At 54.3% G+C, this 12893-nt stretch carries 8 protein-coding genes; 6 read left to right on the top strand and 2 right to left on the bottom strand.

Features of this window, described 5'->3' with window-relative positions; genetic code table 11:
* The first annotated feature begins 42 nt into the window (after positions 1-42).
* From E0F26_RS07005 to E0F26_RS06985, 5 genes are all read left to right on the top strand, one after another.
* The gene (locus E0F26_RS07005) at positions 43-1587 is read left to right on the top strand and encodes an acetolactate synthase large subunit (protein ID WP_279240952.1); all 1545 of its coding nucleotides are present in this window, start codon (positions 43-45) and stop codon (positions 1585-1587) included.
* A 183-nt stretch (positions 1588-1770) separates the two neighbouring features.
* Positions 1771-2856 carry an efflux RND transporter periplasmic adaptor subunit gene (locus E0F26_RS07000; protein WP_279240951.1) on the top strand — a complete coding sequence of 362 codons (1086 nt, stop codon included), beginning with the start codon at positions 1771-1773 and terminating at the stop codon, positions 2854-2856.
* 41 nt (positions 2857-2897) lie between these two features.
* A complete protein-coding gene (locus tag E0F26_RS06995) occupies positions 2898-5999 on the top strand; it encodes an efflux RND transporter permease subunit (RefSeq protein ID WP_279240950.1) in 3102 nt (1033 codons plus the stop codon).
* A 366-nt stretch (positions 6000-6365) separates the two neighbouring features.
* Complete coding sequence (locus tag E0F26_RS06990) at positions 6366-6878, top strand: (2Fe-2S)-binding protein (protein ID WP_420887704.1); 513 nt, start codon at positions 6366-6368, stop codon at positions 6876-6878.
* Complete coding sequence (locus E0F26_RS06985; protein ID WP_279240949.1) at positions 6875-9085, top strand: xanthine dehydrogenase family protein molybdopterin-binding subunit; 2211 nt, start codon at positions 6875-6877, stop codon at positions 9083-9085. Before E0F26_RS06990 ends, E0F26_RS06985 begins: the two co-directional genes overlap by 4 nt.
* An 84-nt stretch (positions 9086-9169) precedes the next feature.
* On the opposite strand, the gene E0F26_RS06980 is transcribed toward E0F26_RS06985, so the two are convergent.
* Both E0F26_RS06980 and E0F26_RS06975 read right to left on the bottom strand, forming a co-directional pair.
* Positions 9170-11446 carry a xanthine dehydrogenase family protein molybdopterin-binding subunit gene (locus E0F26_RS06980; protein ID WP_279240948.1) on the bottom strand — a complete coding sequence of 759 codons (2277 nt, stop codon included), beginning with the start codon at positions 11444-11446 and terminating at the stop codon, positions 9170-9172.
* A complete protein-coding gene (locus E0F26_RS06975) occupies positions 11439-11930 on the bottom strand; it encodes a (2Fe-2S)-binding protein (protein ID WP_279240947.1) in 492 nt (163 codons plus the stop codon). The genes E0F26_RS06980 and E0F26_RS06975 overlap by 8 nt, the downstream gene beginning before the upstream one ends.
* A 181-nt stretch (positions 11931-12111) precedes the next feature.
* Here E0F26_RS06975 and E0F26_RS06970 point away from each other — a divergent pair, with 181 nt between their 5' ends.
* On the top strand, positions 12112-12771 hold the full coding sequence (locus E0F26_RS06970; protein ID WP_279240946.1) for a TetR/AcrR family transcriptional regulator: 660 nt from the start codon (positions 12112-12114) through the stop codon (positions 12769-12771).
* The last annotated feature ends 122 nt before the right edge of the window (positions 12772-12893 follow it).

The following is a 12893-nucleotide window of genomic DNA, read 5'->3' as shown; positions in this document are numbered from 1 at the left end:
CAGACCTAGATAAAGATAATAGCGATGGGGAGTAAAGCGGTAATGAATGGTGCAGATCTACTGATAAAAAAGTTAGCGGATGCAGGGGTAACCGCGTGCTTTGCGAACCCTGGCACGTCTGAGATGCAGCTCGTTGCGGCCCTCGACAAGGAGCCACGAATCAAGGCAGTACTAGGGCTTTTCGAGGGTGTCGTAACCGGTGCCGCGGATGGCTTTGCACGTATGACTGACAAACCCGCGCTCACACTGCTTCACTTGGGTCCGGGGTATGCGAACGGTATCGCTAATCTCCATAACGCATCACGCGCGCGCGTCCCCGTGCTGAATATGATTGGTGACCACGCAACTCACCATCTCGAACTCGACGCGCCCCTCACCTCCGATATTGACGGGCTGACATCTGCCGTCTGTGCATGGACAGGTGTATCAAGCAGTTCTGATGACCTCGCAGAAGTGGGATTAAAAGCGTGGCAAGCCAGTATGGCCTATCCGGGCCAAGTGACGGCCTTCGTTGCTCCGGCGAACCACGCTTGGGATCCGGCAACGTCCGATGCAGCGATCCCCGAAGCGCCAGCCCCTAATACGTTGAGTGATGAACAGATACGCGAGGCCGCAAACGCATTGCGTAACAGTGATGCCGCGGCGTTGTTTATGGGTGGTCACGCGCTTCGAGAGAATGGTCTTGTGCAAGCGGGGCGCATCGCAGAAGCGACGGGCGCAAGGCTTATCACGGAGACCTTTTTTACCCGACAACAGCGCGGTGCAGGGAGAGTAGAAACTGAGCGTCTGCCCTACTTTGGCGAGATGGCTGCTGAGCACTTACAAGATTTAGATACGTTAGTCATCATCGGCAGTAAACCGCCGGTCTCATTCTTTGCCTACCCCGGCAAACCCGGGTGGTTATCGCCCGAGGGTGTAAACCTGCTTCGAATGGGCGATCACACCGTTGACTCAATAGACACCCTCACGCGAATCGCCAATGAACTGAATGCGCCAGAGACCGTTGAGAAGGTTGCGCAACGAGTGGAACATGTACTGGAAGCCGGTCCAATTAATGCGGTGGAATTAGGCAAAGTTCTTGCCAATCGGCTTCCAGAAAACGCAATTGTGGTCGACGAAGGTGCGACAAATGGTCTAGGGGCTTTCCTGATGACGGGAAATGCTGCGCCTCACGATTGGCTGACGCTGACAGGCGGTGCCATTGGTGCAGGCTTACCCATGGCGGTTGGGGCCGCCCTTGGCTGTCCAGATCGAAAAGTCATTGGTCTAGAGGCTGACGGATCAGCCATGTACACCGTTCAGGCCCTTTGGACCATGGTCCGTGAGGATTTGGATATTGCAGTATTGATCTTAAACAACGGATCTTACGCCATACTAAATATCGAACTCGCAAGAGTGGGCGTAGAACAGCCAGGCCCCACTGCCCTGTCATTACTGGACCTTACCAACCCCGCTATTGAGTGGACGGATATTGCGAAAGGAATGGGCATGCCAGCTGAGCGTGTCGATACTGTGGATGCGCTCGATAGTGCCCTTGAGCGCGCGATGAATGAGCGAGGTCCTCGCCTTATCGAAGTGATGCTGTAGCCCCACGCAAGGTCAGAGGAAGTTGACACGTTTGGCCGAGTTAACGGGCAGGTAGGTTGTCAGAACCAAGACAAAGGCAACAATAGCGGCAGTGGGTGACAAATAAACGGCGGGTATTTGAGCGTTGTCTCGTATACTGCGCACATGAAACAGACCTATGATCGCGCAATGAGAAGCATACTGATGGCTACGGTGGTAGCTGTGTTGTCTGTCGCTTGCTCCGAAGAGAATGAACCCCAATCAAAAAACAGCCGTGGATCCTGGGGTTCAAGAGAACTCCCTGTAACAACGGCACAGATTCAGCGAGCGCCGCTGATCGATACGATTAAGTCGGTAGGGACAGCCCGTGCTCAGCAGAGTGTAACGCTCTACCCAGAGAGTGCTGGTGTCGTCTCGTACGCGAAGCTTGCGCCCGATATGCCGGTATCTAAAGGCGAGACGCTTTTGAAGCTCGATGATCGAGATCAAACGCTTGCGGTTCGTCAGGCTGAGGTGGAATTGCAGGAAGCGAAGCGAATGCTCCAGCGCTATATTTCGCTCAACGCCACCGAGGCCAATATCCCTCAGAGCACAATCGATACAGCACAAAGCGGCGTCGATCTTGCTGAAATTCGTCTCTCCCAGAGGCAGGTTGAACTTTCACGGCGTCAGATTACAGCGCCGTTTTCAGGCCGCATCGGTATCACCGACGTTGAGATTGGCGATCGCGTCGACACATCCACTATGGTCACAACGCTCGACGATCGCAGCGTTTTGCTTGTCGACTTTACGGTGCCCGAGAGCTTCATCGGGAAAATTGTTGAAGGCCTGCAGGTACACGCTCGACAATGGGAGTCGCCTGATGACAACGCGATGGGAACCATTGTCGCTGTTGACTCAAGAGTTAACTCATCCACACGCGCCTTCCGCGCTCGTGCAGCGCTCGACAACAGCTCGGACAATCTCCGACCCGGTATGGCGTTTGAGATCGATGCCTCTATTGCCAAAGGTGATTATCTAAGTGTCCCCGAATTAGCCGTTCAATGGGGTGCAGATGGCCCGTATGTCTGGTCCGCGATAGACGATCGCGCGCAACGAAGCCCAGTTGAAATGGTTCGCAGGGTAGACGGGCGCATGCTTATTCGAGGAGACGTAGTAGAAGGGCAGCGCGTCATCCTTGAGGGAATCCAGAGTGTGCGGCCAGGGATGAAGATAAACGACCTATCTGCAACTCAAATTTCGGCAAAGCCCAAAGCCGACGATGCTGCATCCAACCGTCAAGGATCTTGAGACGACCCCCTACTCCAACCCACTTTCGCTGAGATTCGCGCGTGAAAACAACCTTAAATAATCTCGCCGGCGCCGGACTCCCCTCACTTGGGGTGAAACGTCCCTGGTTGGTAACGGTGATGAACCTGCTGATTGCCATCGCCGGTCTGGTAGCCATGTTTGCTATTGAGGTTCGTGAGCTGCCCGATGTCGATGAGCCTGTCGTAAACGTCCGCGCAAACTTCCCAGGCGCCTCACCCGAAACCATGGATGCGGAGGTTACCCGGATCCTCGAGGGCGCCGTGGCGCGTGTAAGCGGTGTGAAAGAGGTTAACTCGAACAGCGAGGAAGGAAACACCCGAATCCGCGCGGTCTTTAACCCAAGTTCAAATGTCGATAGAGCCGCTGCGGATGTTCGGGAGGCCATAAGCCGCGTGCAGCGTCAGTTGCCCGACAGTGTTGAGCAGCTCGCCGTCTTTAAGGCTGACGAGGACGCTGAGGAGATCATGCGGGTCGCCGTAATGGCTGAGGGTCTTTCAGAGCAGGATCTCGCAACAGTCGTCGAAAGAGACGTCGTACCTGCTTTTATTTCACTTCCTGGTGTTGCTGACGTCCCCCTTTTTGGATCCCGCCGCCAAATCCTGCGAGTGGAGCTCGATCCCGGACGCCTGAGCACTTATGGCCTAACGGTGACCGATGTCAGAGCGGTACTTTCTCAGGCGCCCCTTGATGTCCCAGCGGGTAGTTTCAAGACAAGTGACCAGACTCTGCTAGTGCGCGCTGACGCGGCCGTGGACTCGGAGGCCGATATTGGCAACTTGCTCCTCACCGATAAGGTGCGCTTGAAGGATGTGGCGAGAATCGCCTATACACCCGATGACGCCACGTCCATTGTGCGACTCAATGGTCAGCGTATCCTAGGCGTGGGTATCGTGCGACAAGCGGGGTCGAATACGATACAAATTTCGGAGGGCGCCCATAAAGCCGTAGCGCGTTTCAACGCACAGCGCGACGATATAAAGTTGCAGGTCATCTCCGACGAAGCGGTCTTCATCAATGGTGCGGTGACCGAGGTGCTGAGGACACTAGGGTTTTCAGTACTCATCGTGATCCTCACTATCCGATTATTTTCTGGCAGCTGGCGATTTACGCTGGTACCTGCCGTCGCCATCCCTATTTCACTACTGGGGACGCTAGCGGCCAGCTGGGTGCTCGGTTTCTCCATCAACATCCTCACGCTTCTTGCCTTGGTGCTTGCAACAGGGCTGATTGTCGATGACGCTATCGTGGTGCTAGAGAGCATTCAGCGAAGACAGCAGCGCGGTGAAGGCACCAGTGCCTCGTCAGTGCTTGGCACGCAGTCTGTTTTCTTTGCCGTGATAGCCACGACAATGGTACTGGTAGCCGTCTTCGTTCCCATAGCCTTCCTGCCTGGCACCTCGGGTCGATTATTTAGAGAGTTTGGGCTCGTCCTAACGGTTGCTGTTGCGATTTCTTCGTTCGTTGCCTTGTCATTGGTTCCCGCCCTGATGGCTCGTCTGGGCAAATCAGAGCAGATAGCCAAGACAGACATCACTCAGAAGCCCAATATTCTGCAGCGCTGTTACGCATTTATCCTTACAAAGGCACTTAACTACCCGTGGGCCGCGGCCGTGATCTCGGTTGCAATAGCAGGCCTGGCAGGTAGTGCGTTTACTCAGTTGGAAAGCGAGATCCTACCCACCGAGGATCGGGGTAAAATCAATATGTTTGCGCGGGGACCCGCCGGGGTCGGATTGCCTTATACCGAGCGACAAGCTGATCAAATAGAAGCCATCTTTCAACCGTACCTCGACTCTGGCGTCATTGACCGCCTTTACAGCGTTGCGGGACGTTGGGATCCCAACATCATCTACCTTGTTGGCACGTTAAAACCCTGGGAAGAGCGGGATATTTCACAGCAAGATATTGCGGCCGAAATTCAACCTAAGCTGAGTCAACTCCCTGGTGTCACTGCGCGTGTGTATGGCAGTAACAGCCTCAACATGCGAGGCTCGTGGCGCGGCGGTATCCAATTTGTGCTTTTGGGTAGCGACTATGAGGAAATCTACGCGGCAGCGCGGGTCTATGCCGACGCTATTAGAGAGCGGCTTACAAGTGTTTCCAGTCCACGAATCGACTACACGCCCTCCCAAGCCCAAGTCGCTATTCGTATTGACCGAGAGCGACTAGCTGACCTCAATGTGTCCATCGACGAGTTGGCACAAACACTCAGAGTCATGGTTGATGGCGTGCAAGTTGTTGATCTCAATGGGGGCGACCAGTCAATTCCAGTCATTTTGAAAGCGGGCAAAAAACGCATTCAAGGACCGAGCGATCTGATAAATCTGTTTGTACGCTCTCAAGACGGACAACTGATACCCCTTTCCTCCTTGGTCACAGTGGTTGAGGAAGGTGTTCCCGACGAGCTCAGGCGTTTGTATCAGCGACGATCCATCAGTATCGACATGCAAACCGTTGAGGGGGTTGATCTTCAAACTGCTGTCGATGACCTCAACGCATTGGCTCGCGAAGTGGTTCCGCCCAGCATTTCGGTAGTGCCTGAGGGCGAGGCTGCGCGATTAGGCGAGTCCCGGCGTGACTCTCTTTACGCCTACGGTCTCGCACTGCTGATTGTTTTTCTTGTCTTAGTGGCACAATTTGAAAGTCTGACATCTGCACTGGTCATCATGACCATTGTGCCTTTTGGACTTGCTGCCGCCATCTTTGCCCTGTTCGTTACAGGGATATCGCTCAATGTCTATTCCCAAGTCGGTCTCGTTATGCTCATCGGTTTGATAGCGAAAAACGGCATTTTACTGGTGGAATTTGCCGATCAGCAGCGCGATGCAGGCGCCTCAGTGCGAGAAGCGATTGAAAATGCGGCCAATATTCGCCTTCGACCCATCGCAATGACCCTGATCTCGACTGTGCTGGGTGCTCTCCCCCTCATTCTCTCGTCTGGCCCGGGCGCTGAAGCGCGTGAAGCGGTGGGCTGGGTCGTCTTTGGCGGCTTGGGGCTGACGGCATTCTTTACCCTGTTCCTCACCCCTGTCATTTACCTTGGCGTTGCACGATTCTCAAAGCCTCGCGCTGATTCACGGCAGAAGCTGGAGCAGGAACTTGAAGTTGCCCAGGAGCTTTGACGTCGGCTTTGCAGAAGCACCTCCGCGCCTCTCAGCCATAACGAGGGGCACAGCGCCTTAATTCCAGTGCGGTGTACAGCAAGGGCCCTTTAGCTGCAGGGCCGCTCTATACACATAGCCACCAGAGCCACCCTGTCTGTTTAAACGCAACCCGGTCAACGAGACAGTTACCCGCGCCTCTCCCAATTTTCTTCGTTGGGTGGCTTCTCCTCGTGCGCTGGGTCGTTTTGGGGCATGCGCGTCATAAACGCTCAATGAATACCAGACGCGTTATGGTCGATACCCGCTGGCAAATCAAACTCGCATCCTGCCTGTCTTTGAGACTCATTTGTGCCACTATTAACGCAAAGAAAAATGACTGAGGTGATGCTGGTGATAACCGTGAAGATCAATGGACAAAACCAATCATTTGAGGAGATCGATCCCTCAATGCCACTGCTTTGGGCCCTTCGGGATCATGCGGGTATGCAAGGTGTTAAATATGGTTGCGGCGTCGGACAGTGTGGCGCATGCACTGTCTGGCTCGACGGTTTTGCAACGCGCTCCTGTCAACTGACCATTGGCGCGTTAGACGGTCGTTCGATCACAACCATCGAGGGCCTGTCAGGCGATACCTTGCACCCGGTTCAGCAAGCGTGGATCGATAATGATGTGGCGCAATGCGGATACTGCCAAGCCGGTCAAATCATGTCGGCTGCATCACTTCTTGAGCGAAATCCCAACCCAACAGATGATGAAATTGATGCAGCGATGGCCGGTAATCTTTGCCGATGCGGTACCTACGTGCGAATCAAGTCAGCCATAAAAGCAGCCAGTAACGTCATGACTGCGTCGGCTCTTTTTTACAATGCAGTGCAAACTGAGGAGGTGTCCGCATGAACCCGTCAGTTAACAAGATTAAAAGCACCGACAGACGAGATTTTTTAAAGGTCTCACTGGGTCTGGCTTTGTCATCCTCGGGCGGTATCTCCATGATGTCGCTCGCTTCAGCAGAAGCATCAGGGGTCTTGAATGCTTATGTTGGTATTAACGCTGATGGCAGCATCACCATTTACGGTCCAAACCCTGAAGTCGGTCAAGGCGTTAACACCTCGTTACCGATGATTGTGGCGGAGGAACTCGACGCTAACTGGGATGATGTCGTGTGTCAGGCGGCCCCCGTGCAACAGCAATACGGAATGCAGTTTGCTGGCGGCTCGCTGTCGATTCCGATGCGCTGGGACGAAATGCGGAAAGTGGGCGCAACAGCCAAGGAAATGCTCTTAAGAGCAGCAGCAAGAGAGTGGAACGTGCCACGCGAGGAAGTGACAGCCTCCGAATCGGTGGTTCGACATGGGCCATCGGGCAAGGTAGCCCACTACAAAGACCTTGTGGCTCTCGCATCGCTCATGCCAGTTCCCGATGAAGCCGACGTCCAGATGAAGAAGCCAGAGCAGTACCGCTTATTGGGTAAGCGTATTCCCAATGCTTCAGCGAAAGACATTGCTACCGGCAAGCCCATATTTGGCATCGATGCCAAAGTCGATGGCATGGTTTACGCCAGCTTCGTCAAATGTCCATCCATTGGTGGCACCGCAAAGCGCGCCAATCTTGAACGCATAAAAGCATTACCCGGCATTGTCGACGCCTTTATTCTTGATGGCACACCGGGACCGTATAACTTTGACATAAGAGAGTCCCATGCCATTCAGAGCGGCGTGGCGATTGTCGGAAAAGACACATGGTCGATATTTAAAGCCCGTGAGACCCTCGAGGTAGACTGGGACTTGTCATCCGCATCCAGAGACGACTCTGATGCGATTGAGGCAGAGGCGCTGGCCGCCCTAGCTTCAGGAAAAGTGGAAGCTGAAATAGAGCGCGCGGGCGATGTTGACGCAGCCTTTGCCCATGCAGAAGTAACGGCGGATGCTACCTACTCAACGGACTTTGTCTCTCACGCGCAGTTAGAACCTCAAGGGGTGTTGGTTTCAGCTGCAACGAGCAACGTAGAAGTCTGGACTAGCAGTCAAACTCCGGTCTTCATCACTGCCAATCTGGCGAAGTTGCTTGATGTCGCGCCGGGCAATATCACCGTTAATCAGCTCCGTGGCGGCGGCGGTTTCGGCCGCCGCTTGTCGAACGAATACGTTTTCGAAGCCGCGCTCATCTCTCGACGTGTTGGCGCGCCTGTCAAACTTCAGTGGAAACGAGAAGACGACATGGCGTTCGACTACTACAGAGCACCTACCTACTATCGTCTACAGGGAGCCATCTCAAAGAGTGGTCAGCTCGTAGGCTGGAAAAACCTCGTTGCGGCGGCGTCTGCCGATGGTAAAACTGCAAACTACGGCGCGAGTTACCGGCCCTACGACTTCCCCGGTAAGGTCGTACCCAATCTGGCGATCGAGCAAAGTTTTGTGACATCCCAGACACCAACCGGCGCGTGGCGGGCGCCCATATCCAACGTTTATGCCTTTGCCGAGCAATCATTTATCGCCGAACTGGCTGACAAGGCCGGACAGGACCACCGTGACTTTCTGTTAAATGCGATTGGTGACCAGGGATGGATTAGTGAAGGCGATATGGCCAGCCTCAATACGGCAAGAGCGCGAGCCACCATCGAGGCTGCAACCAAAGCAGCTGGCTGGGGGCGCAAGCTACCAGAGGGTCGTGGCTTAGGCCTCGCCTTCTTTTTGAGCCACTCCGGTCACATAGCAGAGGTCGCTGAAGTCAGCGTAGAAGGCAAGAACATCACCGTACATGATGTCTGGGTTGCGGCTGATGTGGGACAGGCAGTGAATCTGTCCGGTCTGGAGAATCAATTGCAGGGGTCAGTGGTCGATGGCTTGAGCACCCTGGCCGCTCAGCGTATCAACATCAAGAATGGCGCCGCCGTCCAAAGCAATTACGACAATTATCCTCTATTAAGAATGCCGCAGAGCCCTCGCGTCCATGTGACTGTCTTGAACTCCGGCTACAGACCTACCGGTGCTGGCGAACCCGCCTTACCGCCACTGGCGCCCGCCGTTTGTAACGCCGTTTTTAACGCCTGCGGGGAACGTATTCGTGCGCTTCCTATCAGCAAAGAAGGCTTCAGCATCGTTTAACAGCTCACGCGTCTTGGCAACTTGGTTTGAACAAAAAAAAGCCCCCGACTGGGGGCTTTTTATTTTCAGGTCTCACCATGCTTTTCAGGTGCCGAATGCAGCAACCGATGGCGATGCCTCTGCATCGCTTCTCAGATCCGCCTTGATAATGGGCAAGGTTCGAACACGCGCACCGGTAGCATTAAAGATCGCATTCGCCAATGCAGGCGCTACTCCCGGCGTGCCAGGCTCACCCGCCCCCCCGATCTCAGCACCACTATTGATAATATGCGTCTCAATTACCGGCGAATCATGCATACGAATGGCGTCATAGTCAGCAAAACTACTCTGCGCTACCGCGCCGTTTTCAATCGTAATTTCACCGTACATGGCCGCACTCAAGCCATAGACAATACCGGACTCAATCTGTGCCTTCATGCCATCGGGTGATACCGCATAACCAGCATCGATAACAGCGACCACGCGATCCACCCATGTTTTTCCGCCTGATACCGTCACCTCCACAACTTGGCCAACGATCGAGCCAAAGGACTCTTGTAGCGAGATACCCCGACCGCGCCCCTCCTCCATGGGAAGACCCCAGCCAGCTTCTTTTGCGACTCGATTCAGAACAGCCAAGAGTCGGGGCTTGTCCTTCAGCATTTCAGCACGAAACGCGTAAGGGTCCTGTCCCGCAGCATGTGCCGCCTCATCAACGAACGATTCGGTGAAGAACCCGTGCTGCGAGTGATCAACGCTTCTCCAGGCACCGAAAGGTACATGCGTTGGACTCGCGACATGGCCAATATCCTGTGCCGCGACGGCGTAAGGAATCAGTGGCGCCTCGACGGGCTCATGCTTGTCAACGTAGGTGTTTTGCCAAGCAATCAACTTACCCTCGGCGTCTAGACCTGCCTTGAATCGGCTTTGGACCGCTGGCCGATAAAAATCTTGCTTGATGTCCTCGGCACGAGAATAAACCAGTTGCACAGGCCTCCCCACTTGACGAGCGATCATCGCGGCCTGCAACGCATAATCTGCGTTGCTCTTTCGTCCAAAGCCTCCACCCATGAAATAGTTGTGCAAGGTTACTTGCTCAACATCCAGCCCAAGGCTGGCGGCAAGGTGTTGTCGGAAGCCAAGTGGGTTCTGACAACCTATCCAGATTTCAGCATGATTGGCTGTCACTTCTGCCGTTGCATTTGGCGGCTCCATGCAGCTGTGTGCCAGATAAGGCACGCGATAATCTGCAGTGAGCACCGTTGCAGCACCATTAAATGCGTCATTTGCATCACCTAAGGCCACATCGTTTGCCCGATCCACACCTGCCGTGATGTCGCGGTCAAACTGCTCAAAAATAGACGCACTGGAAACCTGCTCTTTACCGTCCGTATTCCAGTCGAGATCCAGCGTAGCGAGCGCCTTTTCAGCCTTCCAGTAACTGTCGGCAACAACCGCAATGGCATCACCCGCTGAGTATGAACCTACCAAACCCGCTGCGCTCGACGGACCAATCTTTACGACGTCGATGACACCTTTCATGGCGCGCGCTGCGCTGTCATCAACGCGTCGCAAAGAGCCACCCGCAACAGGGGTTCGCTTAACAGCGGCATAAACCATGCCGGGGCGTTTAACGTCCATTGCAAACATCGCGGTACCGTCGACCTTAGACGGAATATCGTGACGAGGCTTGCTCTGACCCATGACAGAAAACTCACTGGTCTTTTTGAGCTTAGGCGTTGAAGACGGTGTCATTTCTGCAGCTGCGGCCGCAAACTCCGAATAAGGTGCTGATCTGCCACTGGCATCGTGATGCAGCGTACTCTTCTCAGTTCGAACCTCACCGGCAGGAACACCCCAGGCTTTCGCGGCTGTTTTGACCAGCATCTCGCGTACCGATGCGCCTGCCGCACGTAGGAAGTACTGCCCCGTGGTGCGGATACTCATGCTTCCGCCTGTCACCTGCATACCAATGGCATCTGCTAAGTTCAGCATGAGTCCATCTACTGTGGGAACCACTGCATCGGGGAAGTCCACGCCCTTGAAGAGGTAGCCGCGTCCGAGCGCCATATTCGCGTACTCAGCGTCGGCAGGCGCTTCTTCGAAGCCCATCATGTCCCAGTCCGCATCAAGCTCTTCCGCCAGCATTTGAGTCAATGCTGTCTGTGCGCCTTGCCCCATCTCTGAGTGCGGCAAAATGGCGGTCGCACGATTTTGGTCATCAATTTTTAGGTAGATATGTAACAGGCTCTCACCTTCGCCCGCCACTAAATGCCCCGCTGTTTCTGTGGGATTACCCGGGCGAACAGCGATACCAATAACCAAGCCAGTGCCACCAAGAACACCCGCCGATAAAACACCCCGTCTAGTCCATTTACCCATTCTGACGGCCCTCCATCGCATCATAGAACGACGCACCAGCCACCTGCTTAATGGCTGAGCGAATTCGTCCATACATGCCGCAGCGGCAGACATTTCCCCGCATTGCGTTATCAATGTCACTATCCGAGGGGTTTGGGTTCTCTGCTAGCAGCGCTGCCGCTGACATCAACTGACCTGATTGGCAGTAACCACACTGAGGGGCTTGCTGATCAATCCACGCTTGTTGAAGCGCATGAAGCGATCCATCTGGGCTCTTGAGCCCTTCAATCGTTGTGACGCTTGCACCCTCGAGCGAGGCGAGGGGCGTCATGCAGGACCGTTGTGCTCGACCATTCACATGGATGGTGCACGCACCGCATTGCGCCATACCGCAGCCAAACTTTGTGCCAGTTAGGTCGAGCTGCTCCCGGATAACCCAGAGCACCGGCGTTTCGGGATCAGCATCAACTGTCCTTACTTCGCCGTTGAGCGTAAACGTTGTCATTAGTAGTTTCCTCGATATCAAAGCGCCCGACATTCGTACGCCATTACCTCACTAATATGATCGACTCGCTCTGTAGTCGCCCGCTTTTACGATCGCGATGGGAGTAAAAAGGGCCGCGGTGATCTCGCAGTGTTACATTTAATGACTAGCGGTCATTTGTCAAGCGAGCTACCATCGCATCATGAGTGCAAAAATAGGTCAAATTAAGCGAGCGCGAACCCCGGAGCAGAAAAACGATCGACGGGATACGATACTCGCAACAGCTAAGACGCTCTTTATGGAAGCCGGCTATGAGGGCTTTTCAATGGGGCTCTTATCGAAACGTGCCGGTGTTGCAAAAGGGACGCTCTACCTCTATTTCGGTACAAAGGAGGAGGTACTGCTCTCGCTTTACACCCTGGAATTTGAGCGCTTTTGTCGTGAACTCACAGCGGGTGTGACGTCTCACACCACCGACGCAGCCTTCGTATCACATCTGTACGAAACCAGTATTTCTGACCCCATTTTCCTCGCACTGCACGCCAGATTGGGTACCGTAATCGATCAAAATATCTCATTGGATGCACTGATCACATCTAAGCGGGCTATGGCCGATCATTTCCACGCCATGGTCGAGAAACTCGCAGAACCCCTCGCCCTAAAACAGGACCAAACGCTCGCCGCGCTGAGTGGGATATCGGCCTTGCTAACCGGCTCGTACGATGGCGCCTCCAATTCAGTCATCACGACCGAGACCCTTCCGCAAGATGTGGCAACCTTTATGGGATACTTCAATATGAAGGCTCGCTTTGAAAAAAATGCGCGCTACATTCTCCAAGGAATTCGAGCCTCAGAGAGATGAGCTTTTTGTGAACTGCTATTTTATTAAATGCGATGAACATGTCAGGTTTAAGTTGCTGCCCATAAAGCATCACGACGCTCCAAGCCGTTGTCCCGAGCAGTTGCAACGCGAAGCGCTATGCA

It is taken from the genome of Candidatus Paraluminiphilus aquimaris (assembly GCF_026230195.1).
Taxonomy (GTDB): Bacteria; Pseudomonadota; Gammaproteobacteria; order Pseudomonadales; family Halieaceae; genus Luminiphilus; species Luminiphilus aquimaris.
This window is presented reverse-complemented; position numbering and strand designations above follow the sequence as displayed.